Source organism: Paenibacillus sp. BAC0078, from assembly GCF_054483875.1.
The window spans coordinates 21508-44738 of record NZ_JBTLRW010000022.1 but is presented as its reverse complement, the minus strand read 5'-3'; the positions used below and the strand labels follow the sequence as shown (position 1 = coordinate 44738).

Here is a 23231-nt window from a genome sequence, read left to right as displayed (position 1 = left end):
TGATCCACTGTTCTGTTCACGGTGTGAAGATTATACTATTACTGTGAACAATAAAGAGATGAGATGACGAATACGTCAGTACACAGTGAATTAGGGGGATGCTTATGAGACTGAACAAGATCGGCAACAAAAGAGCACTTTACAGCAAAATATTGGTCAGTATTACGTTATGTGTATCCTTAACCTTCCTCGTATCTACCATTATTTACTACAAGTACTACATTGGCGTGGAGAAAACACAAGCCTTCCGCTCCGACCTCAGCAACCTGACCCAAACGAGCAAAGAGGTTGTTAACATGACCGAAGCGGCGCAATCGCTTTCATTTCAAATTTACCGCAACAGCACCGTCTCCAAAATTGTTTTCTACGACAAACCGGATATCTATGATGTCACGGCCGCTATGTCAGAGCTGCGGAACTATCTGAGTTCCATGCCTTATATCGAATCCATTTATGTCTACAATCCTACAAGCGGGCGGCTGTACATCTCCTCTTCCGAAGGCCAGAACGGCGTATTTACCGAAAAAGAGCTCGAGGACACCAATATTCTGGATATTCTGAACCACTATCAGGAATACAAGCCGTTCACACCGATTCCCCGGGTATATTCGAACGGTGCCGAGCAGAACGACCAGGTCCGGGCCTACACCTTTTTATGCTATGATGCCATCGGCTGGGACCGGGCGATTAACTCTGCTGTTATCGTCAATATTTCCGCTCCTTGGATCAACAAGGAGATTACCAGTCCGGCAGATTCCAGAAGCGCAACCTTTATTCTTGGCGACCAAGGGGCTTTTCTGTCCGGCAACACGCTGGAGCAGCAGCCATTGTCTCCACAGGAAGCGGACTGGGTTCAGCAGCGGATCAAGGGGCAGCAGGCCGGTTATTTTATCGACAAATTCGGTGGAAAGAGTTCGCTGATCTCCTATACGGCGCCGGATGATTTAAGCTGGCAGTATGTGCGCATTACACCTTATGACATTATCACCGAGCAGACCAATAACATCCGTAACGCCACCCTGCTGATTGCAGCGGTTATATTTGTTGCAGGCATCGGCTTCTCCTGGCTTATGTCACGGAGCCTCTATCTGCCGATTGACCGGATTGTCAGTGAGATGAATGTTCTGGAGAGCGAAAAACGCGATAGCATGTTTACGATCAAACAAAATACGCTACGGGACCTTGTCCTCGGCCTGAAGCCTCTGCAATCCATTCAGCAGGTGGAGAAGCTGCAGCAGCTCGGCATCCATTTTACCTTTAGCGATGATTATCGCCTGATCCTGCTGCGGATTGACGATTACAAAGAGTTCAGGGAGGCCCGTTCCTCCTATTTGCTGGCCTATAAGTTTGCGATTATGAACATTGCTTCCGAAATTTGCGGCCAGACCTACCGGGTAGAGACCGTTGATATGAATGATGACGGCATTCTTGTGCTCCTGAACATCGTTGATTCCAAGGAATATACGGACACAGTGCTGATCGAAACCCTGCTCCGGCAGATTCAGCAGGCCTGCTCCGACTACTTGAAGATCAGCCTTACGTTGACCTACAGCCATATTGACCACAATCCCCAGCAGTTGCATCAGCTATACAAGCAGGTTAGAGAAGCATCTAAGCACAGGCTGTTCTATGGGCACGGCTGCATAATCAGCGCTGGGTCCATCAGTGAGTTTCAGGCCAATGCCTACCACTACCCTACTGAAAAAGAGAAAAAGCTCGTGGATACCCTCATGAGCGGTAAAATAGAAGATGCCCGGGAGCATTTCAGCAGCATTATCCGCGAGACAGCAGCCTATCCGTTCCCAACGGTTCAGCTCGCCGTATCGAGGCTCAGTGTAACGATCAAGGAAATCATCAATACTGTCCAGAAACGTAATCGTTTACAAAGTGAGGGAGACGTTGAACTGCCCACTTTGGATTCTGTAGAAACCGTCGATGAGCTGGAGCAGGCCTTTTTCGCCCTGTTCAGCGGGATGTACGAACAGCTGGCCGAGAAAAAAAGCTCCAAGCAGCATGATCTGGTCCGCCTGATTAATCAAAAGATCAACGGGGCTTACATGGAGCCCAGCCTAAGCCTCAATCAAATCGCGGATGAACTGGATATGTCCCCGATTTATATCAGCCGTCTTTACAAGCAGCAGACGCTGACGAGTATCGTAGACGTCATTCTGGAGGTGCGGATGCGCGAGGTATGCAGCCTGCTGGAGAACACCGACCTGCCCGTGACGACCATTGCCGAACGCTGCGGCTTCACTAGCAGCTCTTACCTGCACCGGATGTTCAAGCGCAGCTTCGGTACCACTCCTAACGACTACCGCCGTTCCAAACACGCATAGTATTGGTCTTAAGACACCTTTAGGGGTGTCTTTTTTATTAGGTCAGCCAGAAACTACTGGTTGGCCTATTCTTGTATGTGTTTTAATTTAGAAAAAAATCAATCGTTTTTCCGGTCAGCTCCGTCTTACTTGCGAAAACAAATTTTTGGGGCGACTTCTTCCATAGTGAGGCACAAACAAGGAAGAGGGGGGTGTTGAATGGTGGAGAACATAATGAACAAGGCCAATACAGCGGATTTTACACTGATGGATGAGGAGGTATTCTTTCAGCGGCTTGCGGGCGAGCACCGTAAACTGTATGCGATCGCGTTCAGCTATCTGCGTTCCGAAGCGGATGCCCTGGAAGCGGTGCAGGAAGCGTCGTGCCGGGCCTGGATGAAGCGCAAAAAGCTCAAAAACGAGCAGGCCTTCGCGCCCTGGCTAATCCGGATTACCATCAACTGCTGCATGGATGAGCTACGACGCAAAAAGCGCGTCGTGCCGGCGGAGAAGCTGGAGGAGAAAGAAACTCAGGAGATGAGAAGCAGCGACCGGCTCGATCTGGAGCGGGCGATGAACCGGTTGAAGCCGAAATATCGGCATGTTGTGATGCTCAAATATTACCAGGATATGACGACCGCCGAAATTGCCAAGGTGCTGAACAAGCCCGAAGGCACGATCAAAACCTGGCTGCGCGAAGGACTGAGGCAGTTGCGGAACTATTTGTGAACATGCGGGAGGTGACAGAAATGTCGGAAAAAGAAGAGCGCATCCTGCTTCAGGATGCCCAGGAGGTCAATCTAAATGCGGAGACAATTCGGGAAATGAAAATTTATAATGCAATGCGCAGCGGAATGGCGCAGGGAAAAAAACGCAGCAAGCGGCGTTTCTATTCTTACGGAGTGGGAGCGGTACTGGCCGCGGCGGCAGCCGTTTTTCTAATCTTCTCCTCCATCGGCCTGCCAGCCGGGGATACAGACGATTCCGGCCTCAGCGGTTCAGTGCAGGCGGCCAGCACCACAAGCTGGAATGATTTTGCGGCCTATCGCAACCAGCCATTACACAATCGGCTGGTTGCCGACATACTTGAACGGGATCTGGTCAAGCCGGTCCGGCAAAGCGCGACAAACAAAGGTTACCGCATGGATGTGGACGGTGCCGTCACGGATGGCCGTAAAGTGTATATCCTGTTCAGCGTGCACAACGATACGGATAAAGAAGTTGCGCCTGCGGATACGAAAATTCAATTCGGGGATTTCGAGGTTCCATATCCGCATCGAGGCGCAGCCCTGGAAATGGCGTACGATAGCGACTCCCGGATTCAGCCTGGCCAAAGTAAGGATTTTATTTATTCCACCAACTATCCGTCTTCTATCGCCTATTCCAAGGATGTGAAATTCACTCTGATTCTCACCGGAACGTCCGACCAAGCGCTCGTTTCCAGCAGCAACAAGTATCGGACCGGCCTGGAGGTATCGTTCGAGCTGGATCCGGCCAGGTTCAAGGACCAGGAGCATACGCTGCCTGTGAATCGCACGTTTACAGTGGACGGTCAAAAGATCAAAGTACGTCAAGTGCAATATACTCCGCTTAATACCTATGTCGATCTGGAGTATGACAAGGCGAATACCAAACGGATTTTCAGCCTACTTAATCCTGTTCTGATCACAACAACCGGGAGTCAAACCAATAAATTGGTTTATCCGGGCAGAATCACGGCCGATAATTCCGAGTACAAAGACTACTCGCAGGCGACGCTGGTGTTCAAGCATACCGGGCTTAACCAGCCGGACTCCGCCACGCTGAAGATTGCCGGCATCTCGGCTCTGGAGCCGGACCGGATGAAATTTGTGGTCGATCTCAAGAAGCAGCAGGTCATTGAAGCACCGGCAGACGATTTTGAAATTGTCACATCCAAGCAAGAGCATAATGCGACTGAGGCAGAGATACTGCTGCGGCGCACAGAGTCCCACCTGTTTTATTATACCGATTCACAAGGGGCGGTTCAGGCGGAGTACATCGGCACTTGGCTCGACAACAATTTCACCGATGCGAACGGCCGGGTGCATGAAAGAACGAATCGGGAAACTGCGCTATATAATTTCGGCGGCACCACGACCTCCAGAGAGGGTACGGGAGTGCATGAGATGAGTTTATTTTTTAACAATCAAGCCACAGCTTATCCGCAGCCGCTTACCATATCGGTTGATCACATTTGGAATCCAATTATGGAGACGCAAAGTATCGAGCTGTTCTCAAAGAAATAGGCGATTATCGCAGATATCGCAAAAGGCGTGTGGGCGTGTCTCCAGATACTCGGAGACACGCTTTTCCCTTACCTCCCCCCTTTGTCCCGAAAGTGACTAAGGGGCTTCCCTCTCTTGCTTGATGCGTTAGGTGAAAAGTAACGGAGGGGAAGTTTGGAACTGGAGGAGCGATAGCGTCCGCCTTTATGTTTGGATTTCTACCGCGCCCAGCGGTTTCAATCAGGAAATCCAAATATAACAGCGGCCGGAAGTCCAAACATTCCCCGCAGTTACACCAGCACCTAAGAGATACCTTCCAGGACAAAACGGCCACGCCGACCTTCATGGACAACGTAGCCGCTTTAGATTTCAGTTTTGCGTTGCCTGGAGGCCCCTTTATGAATCCTTCGGTAATTCCAAGTGGAAAAAGGATCACTAATTTACTCGAGCACCCTATTCTCCGCAGGTGAAGTGGAAAAAGGTTAACTAATTCAGCTCATTTCGCTCTTGACGAAGGAATATGACCCAATTAAGTTTCCTTTTTCCACTTAAAACTCACAATGGTTGATTTTGGAGAGAAATAAGTTCCCTTTTTCCAACTATATAACTTGAACCTAAGAAAAGGTAGCTCAGAACTCGCATTCTATTGCAACTCTGCAGCAGATGACCCATAAATCATTCGAAGGACTCAATCTACTGCACTCTGTACATTAGAATCCCTTGGAAAAGCTGTTTTTAACTCTGTATTCCGAAAGTCTATTCCTCACCTGCTTCTTCGCCAGCGCTAGTTGAAAAAAGGCGAACGAACCCGACTGATTTCCACTCATTTGTGTGAATTCGCTGAATTCACATCTACTTACCCCCAATTTTATACAAATCTTATCCACAAGAATGAGTAATCATAATTTCCTAAACAACAATAAAAAAGAGTGTCTCCAGCCAGATACTCGGAGACACGCTCTTCTCTTCTCTTCCCCTCCTTTGTCCCGAAAGTGACAAAGGGGCTTTTCGCTCTTGCTTGATGCGTTAGGTGAAAAGTAACGGGAGGGAAGTTTGGAACTGGAGGAGCGAATGCGTCCGCCTTTATGTTTGGATTTCTACCGCGCCCAGCGGTTTCAATCAGGAAATCCAAACATAACAGCGGCCGGAAGTCCAAACATTCCCCGCAGTTACTCCAGCACCTAACAGTAATTTTTTATCATTCAAGCAAAAAGAAGCCCCGACACCACTGCCGGGGCATTCCTCTATTATTTAATACCTTTTTGCGCAGTATAAGCGTTCCACTGCTTCGTCCATTCTGCCTGAATCTTTTCCAGACCAGCCTGTTTGGCCTTCTGCATAAAGGTTTCGAGCCCTTTATCCACATCATCTACCAGCCCGGCTTCCAGCGGATACAGGTACTGCTTCTCTACCTGCTCAAGCGCCGCTTTCTCTGCCTGGTACGAGCTGTAATCCTCTGCAAAGCCCAGGAACAGGTCAGGCTTCTGAATCTTGTCAAGCTCGTTGAAAATCGCTTTTACCCCGTCAAATCCTTTGTCAAACAACATGAACTCCGGATTTCTCCAAGCCCAGCCGTTCATGCCTTCACGGGTGAAGCCATTGGATTGGCTGGTGCCGACCATTTTGTAGTAGCCGTCTTCCACAGTGTAGTTCTTGCCTTCAACACCGTATTCCGTCAGTTGGTTATACCGTTTGTCGAGAACTAGCTTCTGGTAGAACGCAAGTGCTCTTTCAGGGTTTTTGCTGCTCTTCGGAATCGCAAAACCATTGTGAATCGGATGCACAGGAGTAGCATAACCAGTAGTTTTACCGAATGGATAATAAGCCAGCTCCCAATCCGGATGTGTAGTAGCGATCTTCATCTTCATGTCGTTATAGCGTGTCGGGTTATCCCCGAACATGCTGGCTGCTTTACCCGAAGTAATCGGATCCTGCATTGTATCCTTGATATTCAGCACGTTCTTAGGAATAAATCCTTTGTCCGCCCAGCGTTTCATCGTCTTCAGCTCTTCTTTTTGCTCATCGGAGCCCCAGTAGGAATACACTGTAGTTGGTGTTTCATATTTCACGCCCATACCGTAAGGCAGCGCGCCGACCATTTTGTTCAGCTCAGTATAAATGTAATGAAGGTTGTTGCCGACATCGCTGTTCAGGGACATAGGCATCAAATCCGGCTCGTTCTTGGCAATGCCGTCCATGTAGGCCTCATAGCTGGCCAGGTCGGTTGGTGCTGGAAGATTATATTTCTTGCGCAGATCCTCGCGGTATACAAAACCGTTGGTTACGTACTCTTTATAAGTTGCAGGAACCGTATAGATTTTACCGTCTACTTTCACATCTTCCCACATGGATGCAGGAACGAATTTTTGCAGCTCCGGAGCGGCTTTTGGCAGCAGATCATCAATAGCCAGGAATGCGCCGCGTTTAGCATAGGATTGATATTGAGTCCAGTCCGCTGTAAAAATCAGATCAATCGCTTGGCCGGAGGACAGCAGCAGCTTGTATTTCTGATCCCAGTCCGTCCAGCTCGTATAGTTGAACTTCACGGTGGCATTCAGATCTTCTTGAGCCATCTTGTTAATTTCGTCTTGAATCACCGGCAGATCCTTGGGAGCGTCTCCTAGCATGTAGAACTGCAGTTCAACCTTCTTCGAGGTATCAAGTCCGGTATCCGCTTTGGTTGCGGTGTTGCTGCTTGAGTTCTTGGCAGTATTGCCGCTGCTGTCCTTGCCAGCGTTAGCGCTGTTGCCATTGTTGTTGCCGCCGCATCCCGCCAAAAGCGAAAGGGACAGCATTCCCGCCGTAAGCACAACCAGAGATTTTCTGCCTGCTTTCTTTCTCATTATGAACCCTCCTAAAAGTTTTGTAGCATATGCTTCCTTGATGTACTTCGCAAAACTCACTTCGAAAGCATACACTTAAGTTTTGTAGCATACCCTTCCTGATTCACTTCGCAAAACTTACTTCGGAAGCATATACTTAAGTTTTGTAGCATAACGCTTCCTTGATACACTTCGCAAAACTCACTTCGTAAGCGCATACTTAAGTTTTGTAGCATACGCTTACAAAATCCACTACTCTATGTTAGCCGAATAACAGATGCACCGATAATGGTGCTTTCTGCCATTTGGTTCTAACCTTTTACAGCCCCGATCGTCAGACCTTTTACGAAATAACGCTGAATGAACGGGTACAAGAACAGGATCGGTCCGGTAACGACGATAGCCATCGCCATCTTCGTTGACTCTGTAGGCAAATCGCTGCCCAGGCTGACACCGGTACCGGCGCCCATGTTGGCAATGAAAGCTGCCGAGTTGATGACATTGTACAAATGGAACTGCAGCTGATACTTATGCGGATCATTGATGAACAGCGAAGACGAAAACCAGTCGTTCCAGTACGCCAAGGCGAGAAACAGGCCGACGGTGGCGATGCCGGGCATCGACAACTGGAGCACAATTCTCCAATAGATTTTGAAATCACCGGCCCCGTCGATCTTGGCGGATTCGAACAGCTCCTCAGGAACGGCCGAGCGGATGAAATTCTTCATCAGAATAATCAGGAACGGGGTCATTAGCCCCGGAAAAATCAAGGCTCCATACGAATCCGTCAGATGCAGGTATTTGGTGATCATAATGTACCAAGGTACCAGCCCTCCGCCGAACAGGGTTGTGAAGTAGATGTAGAACGAGAAGCTATTGCGGTACTTGAAATCTTTACGGGCCAGCACATACCCGGCCATTGTCATAAAGAACAATCCGAGCGCCGTACCTACCACCGTTGTAAAGATAGTAACTCCATAAGCGCGCAGCACCTCATCCGGGAACGTAAACACTGTTTTGTACCCTTCAAACGAGAATTCCGCCGGTATCAGATGGTAGCCTTCCTTAATGATTGATTCATTAGAAGACAAGGAGGCCGATATAATCAGCAGGAACGGAATCAGACAGGCCAGCGAGCCTATAATGATAACCGTGTACGCAAGCGCCTGCAGCAGCTTTGTATAGTTATCGTCCTTGATATGCATACTCTTTTCCCCTCCTAGAACAAAGCGTAGTCGTCATTTATTTTGCGGATAATATAATTGACCGTCATGATCAGAATGAAGCCGAACAGGGATTGATACAGGCCGGCTGCCGTCGCCATTCCGATGTCAAAGGTAACCTTGAGCGAACGGAACACGTACGTGTCCAGAATATCCGTTGTGTTGTAGAGCACGCCGTTGTTGCCGATAAGCTGGTAAAAGAGGTCGAACTGCCCCTTCATGATACTTCCGAGCGAGAACAGCAGCAGCACGACAAAGGTCGATTTCAGCATTGGCACCGTGATATACCAGATCCGCTGGAAAATATGCGCTCCGTCAATCTTCGCCGCTTCATAATACTCATCGCTGATTCCCGTAATGGACGCCAGGTAGATAACCATGCTGTAGCCGAGATTTTTCCAGAGATAGAATATGATGATCAGAAAGATCCAGATCACCGGTTTGTTGTAGACATCCACTGGGCCAGCGCCAAACTGTGCCAGCAAGGTATTCAAGAAACCGTTATCATAATTGAACATGTTGTACACGATAACGCTCAGAATAACGAAGGATACGAAATACGGCAGGAACATGATGGATTGGGTCAGCTTTTTGAACCATTTAACCCGCAGCTCACTGAGCAGAATCGCACAGACGATAGCCAGTATATTCCCCAGCAGGATGAAGGCCAGGTTATAGCCGATCGTATTCAAGGTAAGCTTCAACAATGTGCCGGACTGCCAGAGAAACTCGAAGTTTTTAAATCCCACAAAAGGAGAATCAAACAATCCAGAGTTGAAATCAAATTGGGTAAACGCATAATACACACCGACCATCGGGAAATATGAATTTACCAGAAAGAACAGCAATGTCGGCAGCAGCATCAGGAAAAGAACCCGGTTATGCACCAGCTCATGCAGGAAACCTTTCTTTTTCTTTTTCCCTACCTCCATCTGTGACGGCAACTGCCCCGTTCCCTTAATGGGAAGCTCGATGGCGAGCGGCGTTCCGGCGTTGCGTTTGCGGTGTCTCAAAGCCTTCACTCTCCTATCTATATATAAGTTGCGGCGGCACCCGCTTTCCGCCTCCGCTTGGACACTCTGGCTGTGTATAGCGCCCCGTCCAATGTATGTTTTGAGTATAGATGACCCCCTCCGGCGGTGAACAGTGCAGCTTGAGGGTATTCCTGTATTATGTGGTTAATTGGCTAGTGCACAATTCCAACCTTTGTGCAGTTATCTAATATCGGACGGCAAAAAACCCCGTAAACTCTCCTGTTTCAGGACAGCTCCGGGGCCTCGCACACGGGCAAACAGCTATATTTTTTCTAGGATTCCATGAAAAGAGTTCCGCCAAACGGCTCACGTTGCACAGGTTGCAGTGCCTCCACCTGCTCTTCCACCTTGCGCAGCACCTTCCGCTTCCGCCAGCGCAGCAGCACCAGCAGCCCTCTGGTTGCTTCATCGGCAATCATACAACAGTAAATACCGATAAGCCCCCAGCCTGCCCCGATGCCTAGCCAGTAGGAGCACCCCACCCCGATGAGCGACATGGAGAAAATGGAGACATACATCGTATAGCGGGTGTCGCCGATGGCATTGAGGGAATTGCCCATAGCCATGTTCAGCATTTTGCAGGGCTGCAGCAGCAGGTTCAGGGCAAGCAGTGACACGCCAATCGAGATAATCGCCTCATCCTTTGTGAAAAAGCCCAGCAGCATTCTGCCGAACAGGAACAGCAGCAGCACATTCGCGCCCACAATGATAAGCCCGATATAGAGTGTGCGGTAAGCGCCTCTGTAGACCTCCTTGGTTTTCCCGGCGCCAAAAAGATGGGCAAGCTGAATCTGCCCGGCCATAGCCACAGCATAACCTAGGGTGAAGCAGAAGGACTCCAGCGTATTCAGATACGTGCGGGCAGCCAGTTCTTTGGCACCCAGCATCGCCAGAAAAGAATAAACCACTAGCTGTGACACAACCCATGAGGAGGAATTGAGGCCGAGCGGCCAACTGATGCGGACTATTTCCCCGAACAGCTTCCGCTTGAAGATCCGGAAATCCCGTAATCTTACTGTATGTTCAAAAGACCGGGTGAACATATACAGCAAAATCCCCACACCCAGCAGTCTGCTGATCATATTGGACACCGCAATCCCGCCCAAACCCAGCTCCGGCAGTCCGAACACCCCGAAGATCAGGATATAATTAAGAGCGATATGAATAACATTCACCGCTACTCCAGTATACATCGGCCCCCGCGTATTCCCGGTATTGCGAATCGCTGAGCCCAGCGAAACGGTCAGGCCCGTCATGAACAGGCTCCCACCCACATAAGTCAGGTAGACATGGGCAAGCGGCAGCAGTTCAGAGGAGATATTCAGCATCCGTGCAATGGGATCGGAGTACAGAAACATCAGAATACTGACGACGAAGCCCATAAGGCTGCTGGACGTTACCCCCATAATGGCTATTGTGCGCGCTTCCTCTGTCCGCCTAGAGCCGAGACGCTGGGCAATCAGAATCCCCGCACCGCCGGCCAAGGTAGTGAAGAGCGTAATTAACGCACCGAACAATTGATTGGAAATCCCGACAACCGCAACCGCGTCGTCAGATATCCGGCTGACCATGACCGTATCTACCGTTCCCAGGAGGGTCTGCAGAAAAATCTCGATAAAAATCGGCCAGGCCAGCATCCACAATCCGGCTTTTCCAGCTATCGGCTTCACAAAACCAACCCTTCCTATCTGTTCATCTCTGTAGTATTTGAGCGCAAGCTTCCTTGCAAATCCTATTGTCAGAAATAAATTATAGGTGATATACTCTGAAAAATGTACCACATCCGAAACCTAAACTTTCAATATCCCAACCTTCATTCAGGAGGAAGCTCAATGGATATCCTGGGATTTTCCATCCCGCCTTTGCCGCATTATATTATCAGCGGGCTTAACCAATGCCAGCCTGGTTATCTTCATTTGAACCGCCAGCACCTTCAGGTATTCGATCTGCTGATCGTTCGCCAGGGCTGCCTCTACATCGGCGAGGAAGACCGCCGCTTTGCAGTACGGGCCGGAGAGGCGCTAATCCTGCGCCCGGACTGCCACCACTATGGAACCGAGGGCTGTCATGAAGATACCGCCTATTATTGGCTGCATTTTCAAACCTCCGGCAGTTGGAGTGTGGACAGCGCGGCTTTGGAAGGGGCCAGTGACTCATCCGAAGCAGTGCTGGCTGGTGAATCCGGCAAAGCCGGGTATAATTCAGCCGCCGATCTCGGAGAAACCGACTCAACCGGTATCTCCCCCGCTCTTAGCGAGCCTGGCGCATCCGCTATACACGGAGAATCCGGTCCATCCAGTGTACCCTCAGCAGATGCTAGGCCTGGTGGATCTAGTGTATCTACCACACTGAACGTCCCCGGCAACACTGATGTCTCCAGCGCGCTCAGCAAATCCGGAGATTCCGGTATATCTGCCGAGCCGCTTCCCGCTGCCTATTTCGGCATCGGCCCTTTCAGCCTGCGTTTGTCCCAATTCATCACCCTGCTCCAGCCCGCCAGAGTAGAAGAACTGCTCCTGCAACTGGAGCAATTAAAAAGCAACGCCCACCTGACAGCCGTTCGCTTCAAGCAGCAGATCCTCTTCCAGGAAATTCTGCAGCAGCTTGCAGCTTCTATGGACCAGAACCGTTCCGGCTCCCAGTCCACTGCCTGCGCTGAACAAGCCGCCTCCTTCCTGCGCGCCCATTACCGCGAGGAGATCACCACCGCCAGGCTGGGCGACAGCCTCAACTTCCATCCGGTCTACATCGCCCGCTGCATGAACAGGGAATACGGCTGCTCGCCGATGGAATATTTGCTCCGCTACCGCATCGAGCAGAGCAAGCTGCTGCTGATGCAGACCAGCTTCCCGATTGCGCGGATTGCCGAAGAGGTCGGCTTCAACCAGGCTCCCTACTTCAGCTCCAGCTTCTTGAAGCTGGAAGGCATTTCCCCGCGCCAGTACCGCCAGCGTTTCTCTTGACGTCCGCGCACAAACAGGCCATCACCCGTTCTTCCGGGTGATGGCCTGTGCTCTCTATTCCGATAAATGTCTATCTGCTACTGCAGCCAGTCCACCAAAGATGTGTAATGCACTCCATGTCCCCCATCCTTGCTGAACAGCGGCTCAAGGTCCTATATCCAAGGAACGGTAATGCTTCCACTCGCAAAACGCGTAGTGCAAGATTGCAACCTGGGTGAACATTACTGACCTTTCACACTTTGATGTTATTGGCGGTGCTCTAACAACGGCATTTCTGCCGTTGTTTCTAAGCAAACCCGTCAACCTCGCTCCAACAACAGCATTTCTACCCGCTCCTCGCCCCTGCTCCGCAACTGTTCCAGCAGCGGTGCAAGAAGCCTTTTGGAACTAACCCCACACTCTTCAAGCGTCAACTCCCCAAGCTTCCCACATTACTTTCACCACTCAGCTTACCGCCCCGGTTCTCCTCCCTCCGTCAGCCTTTAACTACAGTATTTCTCTCCTTGTACTCCTCAAGGGTCACCACTTGACCGAAGATTCCAATATCGCGCAGCCCTGAGATATGCATCTCCTCATCCTTCGACGCGCAGCAGTCGCTGATGCATATCACCTTGTACGTGTGGTACATCGCATCGGATGCTGTCGAGCGCACACAGACATTCGTCCATACACCGGTCACAACGACGGTATCAATTCCTTCTTCACGGAGGAACAGATCCATGTCAGTGTAGCTGAAGGCGCTGTGGCGTCTTTTTTGCACAATATAGTCGCCTTTATCTTCTTGCGGCGTCAGCTCCGCGATGAAATCCGACCCCCAGCTCCCTTTGATCGCATGGATAGGACGCACTCTAAAGTCGGCATCGTTCTTGCGGTGCGCCTCCTGCACGAAGATCACCTGGATGTCGTTCTCATGGCTGAATTCAATCAGCTCCTGCAGCGCCGGAACAATCCCTGCACCGTTCGGACAGGTTAGCGCCCCATCCGGGTGAATAAAATCATTTAACATATCAATAATGACAACAGCGTGTTTCCCCATAGGATTCACTTCCCTCTCAGTTCAATGGTTAGTATTTCAGCACGCGCGGAAGCTCGCCGATCGTCTGGCGTTTCACAAATTCACCGTAGCCCGGCTTGCCGACCACACCCAGCTCATCATCGTAGACCAGCGTGCCTCTGACAATGGTTTTGTCTACTTTGCCCTTCAGCTTCATGCCGTGGAACGGCGTGTATTTCGGTTTGCAGTGCATTTTATCCTTGTCGATCGTCCATTCCTTCTCCAGATCAACAATCGTAAAGTCGGCATCCGTGCCAATTTCCAGCGCGCCTTTTTTCGGATAAAGGCCATAATGAATTGCAGGATTCGTGCACAGCAGCTCTACCAGCCGGGACAGGCTGAGCCGTCCTTTGTTGTAGCCTTCACTGATCATGATCGGAACGAGCGTTTCCACACCCGGAATGCCCGGGAACGAGGTCCAGACATCCATGCCGGGGGCATCCTTTTCCGTCGCAATCTCATATGGAGCATGGTCCGTCGCCATGAAGTCAATCGTTCCATCCACGAGGCCCTGCCAGAGCGCTTCATTATCTTCCGCACGGCGCAGCGGCGGCGCGATCTTCGCAAACGTGCCAAACTCTGTCATCGCATCCACCGCGTTCAGCGTCAGATAGTGCGGACAGGATTCCGCAGTCACTTTTACACCCTTAAGCTTCGCTTCCTTGATCAGTTGATTGCCTGCCGCCGTGCTCATATGAACAATATGCAGACGCGCCCCTGTTTCCTCCGAGAAGCTGATGCCGAGCTGAATGGCCGCCTTCTCCGCCAAAATCTTCCGCGCCTCCGCCCAAGCCGGATAATCCATACGTCCTTCCTTCTTCAGCTTCTGGGTATAGTAATCGCAGATCGCATAATTCTCGGCGTGGATTCCGATCGGCATACCTGTCTCCGCTACCGCGTAGAACGCTTCAAGCATTTCCGGGTCCGTCACACGCGGGTATGAAGGCACGGACGGCGTCATGTAGACTTTAAAAGCAACAACCCCCTCAGCGGCCTGCTCCTTCACGATGTTCAGCACATCATTGCGCACATCCTCGCCGGTAATCCCGCCCCACATGGCATAATCGACAACCCCTTTGCCTTCCAGCGCATTCAGCTTATTGTGCAGATTCTCCACCGAGCGCACGGAAGGGACGCTGCAGCACGGCATGTCGACAATCATCGTTACTCCGCCGGCTGCGGCGCTGCTGGTACCGGTAACGAAATCCTCCCGGTGGGTAAATCCCGGATCATTAAAGTGTGTATGCGAGTCAATGACTCCCGGCAGCACCAGCTTGCCTTTGGCATCAATAATCTGATCGGCCTCCGCTTCAATATCCTTTGCAAATCCAACGATAACGCCCTTATCGACCAAAATATCCGTCAGTACCTGTCTGTCGCCTTGCGGAATGTTAGCGTTCTTGATGATCAGTTCATAGCCCATAAATACACACCTCTTCTTCAATTAGTTTTCTCTCGGTTTTAGCGCACAACAAAAAACCCCAAGTCACAAAAGGTACACGACAGAAAAGTTTCTTCTATCCGCCAGATCTGCACAGCGAACAGCACTCCCTATCCTATACCTCTTGTAGCCTGGGGCAATTTACGGTCGCCTGGTCGAAACGCTCAAACCAAATTATTGAGCTTATACAAGAGTCTATCCTGTTAGTCCATCTTATCAGCAAGCACTCCAGAGTATTTTAATGTTATATTACATAACACTAATTCTTAAGCACTTTGCTTTAATTACCTATATCATAACATTACGGTCTCTTTCGTCAATACAGAAAGGTTGTTTGTCAATAAATAGTCATAACAAATGTTATATTACCTAACACAATTACAGTTATACTCCCGACTCTTTCCTCTCCCATTTTATTGGCTCCCTCATATTTTCTGCTGTAACCGTCATCTTTCGGCCAGTACTAACTCAAGCGTGGGACGGAATGGGCAGATGCCAGTTCTAGTAAACTCCCCTATTCAATCTGGCCTTATGCTTCAAAAATGGCTAGTATCATAAAATACTGTTATCCCCGTTCCGCCAGCGACCTTGCCTGCTTACCTGCACTTTGCTCTTGGGCCTCCCGCTCCAATGAAGCGAAATAAGCGATCTTATGCTCAATTTTTTGCGCAAAGCTCTGATAAAATTTAATCTTCTCGTCAATTTGCAGCTTGTGCGCCTGAAGCAGCTTTCGTTGATCCGATAGCGCTTCCACCCCTTCCCGGGATAAAGCGATGAACTGCTTGATTTCGGCAATCGGCATTCCGGTGTCCTTCAGGCAGCAAATCAGCGAGATCAGCTCCAGATCCTCGTCATGAAAGCAACGATTGCCATGCTCATCCCGCGCTACAACAGGCAGAACTCCCTCTCTTTCATAATAACGCAGTGTATATTGGCTTAATCCGCTTTTTTGTGCTATTGTTTTGATGCTGTAACCCATATAGCTACCACTCCACTTCCGCCGCTCAGGTCCCGGCAATTAGTTGTATCATTAAATTAACACCATTGCGAACCTATTAAAAGCCTGCCAACAAATCTATTGACTTACACCTAACTCTAAGGTCTACACTTTACACTATACCTTCCATTCAAGGAGTGAAGCATTCATGGTAAAAAGAATTAACGCAGGCAATGGCGCTCTCGAGGTTGCCGAGATTTCACTTGGCTGTATGCGGATTGCCGACTTGTCCTCCAAGGAGGCTGATGTGCATATTCATAGCGCGCTTGAGGCAGGGGTCGACTTTTTTGACCATGCGGATATATATGCTGCCGGCAAAGCCGAAGAGGTGTTTGGCGACGTTCTGGCCAGCAGTCCCGGCATGCGCGAACAATTGATGATCCAGACCAAATGCGGTATCCGGCAGGGCTTTTTCGACTTTTCCAAGGAGCATATTGTGAATTCGGTGGAGAACAGCCTGAAACGCCTCAAGACCGACTATGTGGATGTGCTTCTGCTGCATCGTCCCGACACCTTAATGGAGCCGGAAGAAGTCGCTGCGGCCTTTGATTACCTTGAGCAAAAAGGCATGGTCAAGCACTTCGGCGTCAGCAACCTGAACCCGCTGCAAATCGAGCTGCTCAAAAAAAATGTCAAACAAAAGCTGATCTTCAACCAATTGCAGCTGAGCGTAATGGTTACAGGCATGATTGATTCCGGCTTCAACGTCAACATGACCAACTCCGCTTCGGTTGTGCATGATGGAGGCATTCTGGAGTATAGCCGCCTGCATGATATGACCATTCAACCGTGGTCCCCGTTCCAGTACGGCTTTTTTGAAGGCGTATTCCTGGGGAACGACAAGTTCCCTGAAGTGAATCAAGTGATTGGCCGTCTGGCCGAAGTAAAAGGTGTTGCCGATACCGCCATTGCCATTGCCTGGCTCCTTAGACATCCCGCTAAAATGCAGCCGATTGTGGGCACGACCAATACCGCACGCCTGCTCGATATAGCCAAAGCTTCGGACATTACTCTCTCCAGAGAAGAATGGTATGAAATCTACCGCGCGGCAGGCAACAAGCTTCCGTAGGTTCTTGAATAAGATTTGGTACAAAAAAGCATAAGCCCATAGAAGCTTGTACAGGGTTAGTCCTCCCCTTTATATCCAAGCTTCTATAGGCTTTTTTCATTTCCCCTTTGCTCAGGATTCCAATTGTGAGAAAATATGAGTCCACCGCGCTGGGTGGTCCTTCTCTACGTAGACGGGATGAAAACCTAATTTTTGATAAATCCGGATCGCGGCAAGCCGGAAGTCGTCCGTCTCCAGCATCGCCTCCTGTTTGCCTTCTTCCCTCATCCGGTGCAGCGCAGCCAATGCGACAGCATACCCTAGCCCCTTGCCCGAATGCCCCGGCATTGCGCCGACCATATGCAAATATCCACAATGCGGATCTCCCTCCGGCTTTTCCCACGCAACAGCCGTAGCGACGGCAAGACCTTGGTGGCAGAGAAACAGAATCTTCTCCGGCTGAAACGGCGGCTGAAATCCGATTTTATCGCCGAACGCTATTTCTCTGGCGAACGAAATTCGAATCAGCTGTTCCCATTCGGTCACGTCAACAGGCTGAAATGACCTCAAGCTGTATCCTTCCGGTATAATGAGCTGCGGCAGCTTCGCCAGCGACTCCTTCTTCATGACCAGCTTGGAATGCCCGTCTCTCATCTGGCGAACCCTCTTCCCGCTTTGAAATCGGGAAAAGCCACCGGATTCCCGCCTGCCTGTACAGATGCCATGGAGAGAAAGAAGACTGCGCTCCAGGTAACTGCATCGTATACGTCTACCAATGGGGTCCGGTCCTCCTGTATCGCCGAGATGAACTCTTCGAGCACAAGGAAATCTCCTCCGCCATGCTTCGTACCGGCGGCAATGGTTCCCCATTGCTTCCATTTCGGATGATCATACTCCGGCTGGTAGCTGGACATTAGCTCCCACATTTCCGCCCCGCTCTCTCCATCCAGTGGCGAACGGTCCTGCAGCCAGATAAGATCATCCTCATTCGGATGCCGCGCTGATAAATAAGCTCCCTTAGTCCCTTGCAGCATATAATGCGTTTTGTTATGCGGCCGGACAGAAGTCCAGTCCACACGCAGCGTGATCAGCACGCCATTCTCCGTCATCAAGGCCGCTACGGCAGAATCGCCTTGCCGCCAGAAGCCTTCGCGGGCTGCCGGATGGTCCTTGCCATAGTGCCCGCTAAAATATTCCTGCAGTGCTCTCGATTTGGAGACATGGGTTGAAATGCTCTTAAGCCGATCCCCGCCAGGCTTGTTAATATCAATCCACTGGGCGGCGGGACCGATAGAATGGGTGGGATAGTTGACCCCGTTATAATTTTGGTGAAGGTGGCCGCGCCAGGTAAGCGAGCCGTCCGGGTGGTGAATCAAATGGCGCAGATCGTGAATGTATCCTCCCTCTACATGGGTGATCTCACCGAACAAGCCTTGCTCTGTCATATGCTTCACCATTAGATTCGACCTGGAGAAGCAATAATTTTCCGACATCATGTATTTCAGCCCGGTTCGCTCCGCGGTCTCGACCAGCTCCCAGGCTTCTTCAAGCGATTGAACGGCAATAACTTCGCTTAGTACATGTTTTCCCGCGTTTAAGGCCTCTATGGAATGGCGGGCGTGCAAATGCATGGGACTGATTACGAATACTGCGTCAATTGAAGAATCCTGCAGCATTTGGGAATAATCATGGTAGGTGCGGATTTCAGGAAATATCTCCTTCCACTGGTTCAGCACCAGCTCATTCAAATCGCAGGTCGCCGTAAGGTCAATCCTATCGGACATGGCTTGCAAAGCGTTCAGAAAGCTCGCTCCCCGGTTGCCTCCCACAATGGCCAGTCTGACACGCTTTCGGGTCATGCTCTTCCCTCCTCTATCGCGTCTTCTTCCACGTACGGCCGGGGATCGTAGTCATACATGCCTTTGGCAAAAATCCCGGCCAGTTCCCTGTACTGAACAGCACATAGCTGCACAGTTTCAATACGGATATCGTCACCCTGCAGATTTATGACTGTAGCTTCAGGAGCATCAGGCACTGCCGCAGTCTGTACGAAGCTCCAGCGCCCACGCCGGATCATTGAACGAACATGATTATGACCGCTGAAAAAAATCCCCGGTCCTTGATGCTTGCCCAGAATAGACAATAAATCCAGAGCCGGCTCAAGAGACATCATGGGTTCTGTCGACCTGGCGGTTGTGTTATAAACCGGATGATGCGCGAATACGAGAAGCGGCTTATCGCCATATTGAGTCATCTGGCTGCGGAGCCATTCAAGTTGTTCCTCATCAATAGCGCCGCTCCAGTCTTCGGGAGTTTCCCGGGCTGTATCCAGCAAGAGAATAACAGCTTCAGCCTCTTCGATAGCCATATACCGGGGCTGGCCCGTTAAATTCTGAATATCCGTCTTGGAGCAGGCGTGTGTATCATGGTTGCCCAGAACATACAGGAAGCGGCCGGGGCTGCCCGGAAGTGCTTGTTCTACATTTTGCATAATGAATTTGAACTCAGAAGCCGTACCGGCATGGGTGAGATCACCGACAGATATATGATAGTCAGCTTCCGCCGCCAGAAACTCTTGTAAATATTGTTCAAAAAAAGTATCCCTTGCTTCATTCATCCTGTCATCGGCATCGACCAGCTCTCCCGGATAATGCAAATCGCCCATAATCATCAACTTCATTGAGACTCCCCCTCACCCTTTAATACCCGCATGCATAAAACTGCTGATAAATTGCCGCTCAAACAGCAAAAATCCAACGATCATAGGTGTGGTCACAATCAAGGTGGCTGCGCTGACATCCGTCCACTGTGCTCCCGCCTCCGTTGATTTGGCAAACATGGCCAGCCCTACTGTCAGCAAGCGGTTCTCCGGCGAATTCGTTACAATAAGCGGCCAAAGAAAATCGTTCCAATGGAAGCTGATAGACACAATTGCGAACGAGAGATACACCGGCCTCGCCAAGGGCATATAAATACGGAACAGCATGCCAAGCGTTGAGCAGCCTTCCATCCGAGCCGCCTCCTCCAGTTCACCTGGAAGCTGTTTGAATGCCTGCCGAAGCAGAAATACCCCAAAAGCCGAAGCAAAATAAGGAAGCATAATACCGATCTTCGTATCCAAGAGGCCCATTTCATTGATGATCTGGTAATTGGAGAAAATGAGCACATCCTGCGGAACCATAATCTGTACAAGAAAAAGCATAAACACAACGTTTCGTCCGGCAAAGGGCACACGGGCAAATGCAAAGGCAGCCAGCGTCAGTGTAAAAATCTGTACCGCAAATATTCCTGTGGTTACAAGCAGCGTATTCCAGAAGTACTGCCCAAACGGTGCGCCTTGCCACACATGTATGAAATTATCGAATGTGAAATTCCAGGACCAACCCGCCCCAATCGGGGTTCCCTTTGGTAAAAAAGCGTTGCGCAGCACCCACAGCAGCGGAATCAGCCATGTAGCCGCACACGCCAGCATAACCGTTTGCCACAGCACGGTTCCGGCCATCCGGCGGCGCGCCGGCTGAAGCTCCCGCTCCTGCGCTCTTCTCTTCCGCTCACGCTGCCGGTTCGCGGGCAGGAGGAGTTCTGCAGAACCTTTCATATTATCCATCTCCCCCTTAGGTTACTGGTAATGAATCTTACGTTCCCATCCGGCAAATTGCAGGCAGGATATAATAAGCAGCAGGACAATCATCACAACAGTCATCGCTGCTGCCATTCCTTCATCATTGAAATTAAACGTTGTCTCATAAATGTAATACAGCAGCAGGCTGCTCGCATGATCCGGCCCGCCCTTGGTCATGATCCAGAGATGATCAACCCACTTGAAGGCGTTCGTAACTGCCACAACCGCGACAAATAACGTGGTGGGCATTGTGAGCGGCAGCGTAATTTTCCAGTGCTGCGCCCATCCCCCGATTCCGTCTACCGAGGCCGATTCGTAAAGATCTTTGGGGATTTGCTGCAACCCGGCCAGGTAAAATATCATGAAATAACCAGCTTCCTTCCAAATGGTCATTACCACCAGAGAGCCAAGCACCGTATCCGGATTCCCGAGCAGGTTAAGCTCACTGCCCGCAAACCAGGAAGCTAACTGGGCAAACAAGCCAAATTGAGGCATATATAGGAACAGCCAGATGCTGGCTGCAGCAATCATCGGAATCATGTTCGGGTAGAAAAAGGCAATACGGATCAGCCCCCTTCCCCGGATTGCTTTATCCGCAAACAACGCCATTAGGAAGGCAAGCACCATAGAGACTGGCACCGTGCCAATGGCAAACCAAATATTATTCCGGAACACTTCAGCAAAGACCGGATCATGCATCAATGCCTTATAGTTATCCAAACCTACGAATACGGGGCTGCGGACAGCCAAATTTTTCTCAAAAAGACTGAGCCATGCCGATTTGAGCATTGGATAATAAGTGAACATACACAGAAATAAAAGTGAAGGCAATACAAGCCCCCAGCCCAGTCCGTTCCGCCTAAGCTTTTTGCCCCATTGGATATTCATGCAGGTGTTCTCCTCCTTATAGCCTCTATCTATGAGCCGGCGGCTTGCATGTACAGAAATACCGGCGGGAGGCTCTGTACAAGCGCATCCCGCCGGGCTCTGAATCGAAGCCTTGCAAATTAGCCGCAGCGGCCTTATTTGTTAAATGGGGCCAGTGCGCGGTCTGCTTCCTCCTGCGCCAGCTTCAGTGCGCCCGCTGCATCGACCTTACCCGCAAGTGCGGATTGAATCTGGTTCGTCAGCGCCGAAGACACCTTGCCGTGATTATGCGTTGAGAGCTCGCGGAACGCATATTGCAATTGATCGCGTGCTACAAGAGCTTGCGGGAAGCTTTCGGTGTAGCTCTTCATCGCTGCTGTATCATAAGCGGATTTGCGCACTCCGACATAACCGGAAGAGGAACTGAATAACGCGGCTTGCTCAGGTGCTGTCATGTATTTGACAAATTCCCAGGCTGCCGCCTGCTTCTCGGGGCTCGTATCCTTGAAGATATACAGGTTGCCCCCGCCCGTAGGTGAGCCGTATTGCTTTTTGGCCGGAGAAAAAGTCACCCCGAAATCGAATTTTGCATTATTCTTCACATTCGTCAGATTACCGCTGGTGTGCATCATCATCGCTGTTTTGCCTGCGATGAAATCGGTCGGCGTAGCCGCCCAATCAATGACACCCTCCGGCATAGCCTTATATTTATGCGACAGATCAAGCCAGAACTGCAGGGCCTCAACGTTCTCCGGCGTATTAAAGTTTGCCTTCTTGCCGTCGTCCGCCATAATACTCTGCTTCGGATCGCTGGCATTCTGGCGGGCCAGCATCTGGAACATCCAATAAGAATCATCATTCCCCGGAATCTCCAATCCTGCATGCCCATCCCGGTTCAGCTTCTGCGCATACTGCACCAATTCATCCCAATTGGAAGGCGGTTTGTTCGGGTCGAGGCCGGCAGCCTTGAACATATCCTTGTTGTAGTACAGAATAATTGTACTCCGCTGGAATGGAACGCTATACGTATGTCCATCAGCCTGCGTATCTTCAACGAAAGCGGGATAGAAATCATCTTTTTGATAATCCGCATCCTTCGCAATGAAATCATCCAGTGGAATAATCGCGTTCATGTCCAGCATGCTGTACAGCTCGGTAGACATCATTACTGCCACATCCGGCGGCTGTTTGGCCTGCACTCCGGCTTGAATCTTAACCGTATTGTCACCGTAGTTCCCCGTGTAGACCGGCTTTACCTTAATGTCAGGGAACTTTGCCATGAAGGAATCCGCCATACCGTCAATAACCTTTGTGAGCGGCCCCCCTACATTTACCGGATAATAAAAGGAAATTTCAACCGGTTCCTTGGCAGCCGGAGCAGCGCTTTCCGGAGCAGCACTTGCCGGTGCCGCTAACTCTTCCGTGCCGGAACTCCCCCCGCTCCCCGCTGTATTATTACTATTATTATTTCCTTGTCCGCAGCCAGCCAGGACCAATGAAAAACCTAGCGTAACCAGTATGGATTTTCCATATTTCAACATGGATATCTCCCCTCTTTTAATAGAGCTTTCTCTCTCTGCAGTATAAGTTGAACATAAT

The 23231-nt window shown here is 50.3% G+C and carries 18 protein-coding genes and 1 riboswitch; of the genes, 5 read left to right on the top strand and 13 right to left on the bottom strand.

Features of this window, described 5'->3' with window-relative positions:
* The first annotated feature begins 104 nt into the window (after window positions 1-104).
* From ACX1DY_RS27045 to ACX1DY_RS27035, 3 genes are all read left to right on the top strand, one after another.
* Entirely contained in the window at window positions 105-2336 is a 2232-nt protein-coding gene (locus ACX1DY_RS27045) for an AraC family transcriptional regulator (RefSeq protein WP_458967269.1), read from the top strand.
* Between the two features lie 198 nt (window positions 2337-2534).
* Window positions 2535-3044: a sigma-70 family RNA polymerase sigma factor gene (locus tag ACX1DY_RS27040; protein WP_458967268.1), complete on the top strand. Its 510-nt coding sequence runs from the start codon at window positions 2535-2537 to the stop codon at window positions 3042-3044.
* 20 nt (window positions 3045-3064) lie between these two features.
* Window positions 3065-4582 carry a DUF4179 domain-containing protein gene (locus tag ACX1DY_RS27035; protein ID WP_458967267.1) on the top strand — a complete coding sequence of 506 codons (1518 nt, stop codon included), beginning with the start codon at window positions 3065-3067 and terminating at the stop codon, window positions 4580-4582.
* A gap of 1226 nt (window positions 4583-5808) precedes the next feature.
* Here ACX1DY_RS27035 and ACX1DY_RS27030 read toward each other — a convergent pair.
* The 4 genes from ACX1DY_RS27030 to ACX1DY_RS27015 all read right to left on the bottom strand — a co-directional run bounded on the left by ACX1DY_RS27030 (window position 5809) and on the right by ACX1DY_RS27015 (window position 11310).
* On the bottom strand, window positions 5809-7404 hold the full coding sequence (locus ACX1DY_RS27030; protein WP_458967266.1) for an extracellular solute-binding protein: 1596 nt from the start codon (window positions 7402-7404) through the stop codon (window positions 5809-5811).
* Between the two features lie 290 nt (window positions 7405-7694).
* Window positions 7695-8588, bottom strand: coding sequence for a carbohydrate ABC transporter permease (locus tag ACX1DY_RS27025; protein ID WP_458967265.1), 894 nt, complete (start codon window positions 8586-8588; stop codon window positions 7695-7697).
* Window positions 8589-8602: 14 nt separating this feature from the next.
* Complete coding sequence (locus tag ACX1DY_RS27020) at window positions 8603-9538, bottom strand: ABC transporter permease (protein WP_458967307.1); 936 nt, start codon at window positions 9536-9538, stop codon at window positions 8603-8605.
* 374 nt (window positions 9539-9912) lie between these two features.
* The gene (locus tag ACX1DY_RS27015; RefSeq protein WP_458967264.1) at window positions 9913-11310 is read right to left on the bottom strand and encodes an MATE family efflux transporter; all 1398 of its coding nucleotides are present in this window, start codon (window positions 11308-11310) and stop codon (window positions 9913-9915) included.
* Window positions 11311-11472: 162 nt separating this feature from the next.
* Here ACX1DY_RS27015 and ACX1DY_RS27010 point away from each other — a divergent pair, with 162 nt between their 5' ends.
* On the top strand, window positions 11473-12603 hold the full coding sequence (locus tag ACX1DY_RS27010) for an AraC family transcriptional regulator (protein ID WP_458967263.1): 1131 nt from the start codon (window positions 11473-11475) through the stop codon (window positions 12601-12603).
* 475 nt (window positions 12604-13078) lie between these two features.
* Here the strand turns inward: ACX1DY_RS27010 and ACX1DY_RS27005 are convergent, their stop codons facing one another.
* The 3 genes from ACX1DY_RS27005 to ACX1DY_RS26995 form a co-directional block, all read right to left on the bottom strand.
* On the bottom strand, window positions 13079-13639 hold the full coding sequence (locus tag ACX1DY_RS27005; protein WP_458967262.1) for a cysteine hydrolase family protein: 561 nt from the start codon (window positions 13637-13639) through the stop codon (window positions 13079-13081).
* Between the two features lie 28 nt (window positions 13640-13667).
* Window positions 13668-15080: an allantoinase AllB gene (allB, locus tag ACX1DY_RS27000; RefSeq protein WP_458967261.1), complete on the bottom strand. Its 1413-nt coding sequence runs from the start codon at window positions 15078-15080 to the stop codon at window positions 13668-13670.
* Window positions 15081-15205: 125 nt separating this feature from the next.
* A riboswitch (purine riboswitch) is annotated at window positions 15206-15309 on the bottom strand.
* Between the two features lie 354 nt (window positions 15310-15663).
* A complete protein-coding gene (locus ACX1DY_RS26995) occupies window positions 15664-16077 on the bottom strand; it encodes a MerR family transcriptional regulator (protein ID WP_458967260.1) in 414 nt (137 codons plus the stop codon).
* A 166-nt stretch (window positions 16078-16243) separates the two neighbouring features.
* Between ACX1DY_RS26995 and ACX1DY_RS26990 the strand changes: the two genes are divergently transcribed.
* A complete protein-coding gene (locus tag ACX1DY_RS26990) occupies window positions 16244-17164 on the top strand; it encodes an aldo/keto reductase (protein WP_458967259.1) in 921 nt (306 codons plus the stop codon).
* A gap of 111 nt (window positions 17165-17275) precedes the next feature.
* Here the strand turns inward: ACX1DY_RS26990 and ACX1DY_RS26985 are convergent, their stop codons facing one another.
* The 6 genes from ACX1DY_RS26985 to ACX1DY_RS26960 form a co-directional block, all read right to left on the bottom strand.
* Window positions 17276-17797 (bottom strand): GNAT family N-acetyltransferase, encoded by a 522-nt coding sequence (locus tag ACX1DY_RS26985; RefSeq protein ID WP_458967258.1) that lies wholly within the window; start codon window positions 17795-17797, stop codon window positions 17276-17278.
* Window positions 17794-19002, bottom strand: a complete 1209-nt coding sequence (locus tag ACX1DY_RS26980) for a Gfo/Idh/MocA family oxidoreductase (protein ID WP_458967257.1) — start codon at window positions 19000-19002, stop codon at window positions 17794-17796. Before ACX1DY_RS26980 ends, ACX1DY_RS26985 begins: the two co-directional genes overlap by 4 nt.
* Entirely contained in the window at window positions 18999-19823 is an 825-nt protein-coding gene (locus ACX1DY_RS26975) for a metallophosphoesterase family protein (RefSeq protein ID WP_458967256.1), read from the bottom strand. Before ACX1DY_RS26975 ends, ACX1DY_RS26980 begins: the two co-directional genes overlap by 4 nt.
* Before the next feature lie 12 nt (window positions 19824-19835).
* Entirely contained in the window at window positions 19836-20741 is a 906-nt protein-coding gene (locus tag ACX1DY_RS26970) for a carbohydrate ABC transporter permease (RefSeq protein ID WP_458967255.1), read from the bottom strand.
* 21 nt (window positions 20742-20762) lie between these two features.
* Entirely contained in the window at window positions 20763-21653 is an 891-nt protein-coding gene (locus ACX1DY_RS26965; RefSeq protein WP_458967254.1) for a carbohydrate ABC transporter permease, read from the bottom strand.
* A gap of 134 nt (window positions 21654-21787) precedes the next feature.
* Complete coding sequence (locus tag ACX1DY_RS26960; protein ID WP_458967253.1) at window positions 21788-23173, bottom strand: ABC transporter substrate-binding protein; 1386 nt, start codon at window positions 23171-23173, stop codon at window positions 21788-21790.
* Between the last annotated feature and the right edge of the window lie 58 nt (window positions 23174-23231).

Excerpts from the sequence above, each read along its gene's own strand:
- ACX1DY_RS27045 (WP_458967269.1), top strand. The coding sequence starts at position 105 with ATGAGACTGAACAAGATCGGCAACAAAAGAGCACTTTACAGCAAAATA.
- ACX1DY_RS27040 (WP_458967268.1), top strand. The coding sequence starts at position 2,535 with ATGGTGGAGAACATAATGAACAAGGCCAATACAGCGGATTTTACACTG.
- ACX1DY_RS27035 (WP_458967267.1), top strand. The coding sequence starts at position 3,065 with ATGTCGGAAAAAGAAGAGCGCATCCTGCTTCAGGATGCCCAGGAGGTC.
- ACX1DY_RS27030 (WP_458967266.1), bottom strand. The coding sequence starts at position 7,404 with ATGAGAAAGAAAGCAGGCAGAAAATCTCTGGTTGTGCTTACGGCGGGA.
- ACX1DY_RS27025 (WP_458967265.1), bottom strand. The coding sequence starts at position 8,588 with ATGCATATCAAGGACGATAACTATACAAAGCTGCTGCAGGCGCTTGCG.
- ACX1DY_RS27020 (WP_458967307.1), bottom strand. The coding sequence starts at position 9,538 with ATGGAGGTAGGGAAAAAGAAAAAGAAAGGTTTCCTGCATGAGCTGGTG.
- ACX1DY_RS27010 (WP_458967263.1), top strand. The coding sequence starts at position 11,473 with ATGGATATCCTGGGATTTTCCATCCCGCCTTTGCCGCATTATATTATC.
- ACX1DY_RS27005 (WP_458967262.1), bottom strand. The coding sequence starts at position 13,639 with ATGGGGAAACACGCTGTTGTCATTATTGATATGTTAAATGATTTTATT.
- allB (WP_458967261.1), bottom strand. The coding sequence starts at position 15,080 with ATGGGCTATGAACTGATCATCAAGAACGCTAACATTCCGCAAGGCGAC.
- ACX1DY_RS26995 (WP_458967260.1), bottom strand. The coding sequence starts at position 16,077 with ATGGGTTACAGCATCAAAACAATAGCACAAAAAAGCGGATTAAGCCAA.
- ACX1DY_RS26990 (WP_458967259.1), top strand. The coding sequence starts at position 16,244 with ATGGTAAAAAGAATTAACGCAGGCAATGGCGCTCTCGAGGTTGCCGAG.
- ACX1DY_RS26985 (WP_458967258.1), bottom strand. The coding sequence starts at position 17,797 with ATGAGAGACGGGCATTCCAAGCTGGTCATGAAGAAGGAGTCGCTGGCG.
- ACX1DY_RS26980 (WP_458967257.1), bottom strand. The coding sequence starts at position 19,002 with ATGACCCGAAAGCGTGTCAGACTGGCCATTGTGGGAGGCAACCGGGGA.
- ACX1DY_RS26975 (WP_458967256.1), bottom strand. The coding sequence starts at position 19,823 with ATGAAGTTGATGATTATGGGCGATTTGCATTATCCGGGAGAGCTGGTC.
- ACX1DY_RS26970 (WP_458967255.1), bottom strand. The coding sequence starts at position 20,741 with ATGAAAGGTTCTGCAGAACTCCTCCTGCCCGCGAACCGGCAGCGTGAG.
- ACX1DY_RS26965 (WP_458967254.1), bottom strand. The coding sequence starts at position 21,653 with ATGAATATCCAATGGGGCAAAAAGCTTAGGCGGAACGGACTGGGCTGG.
- ACX1DY_RS26960 (WP_458967253.1), bottom strand. The coding sequence starts at position 23,173 with ATGTTGAAATATGGAAAATCCATACTGGTTACGCTAGGTTTTTCATTG.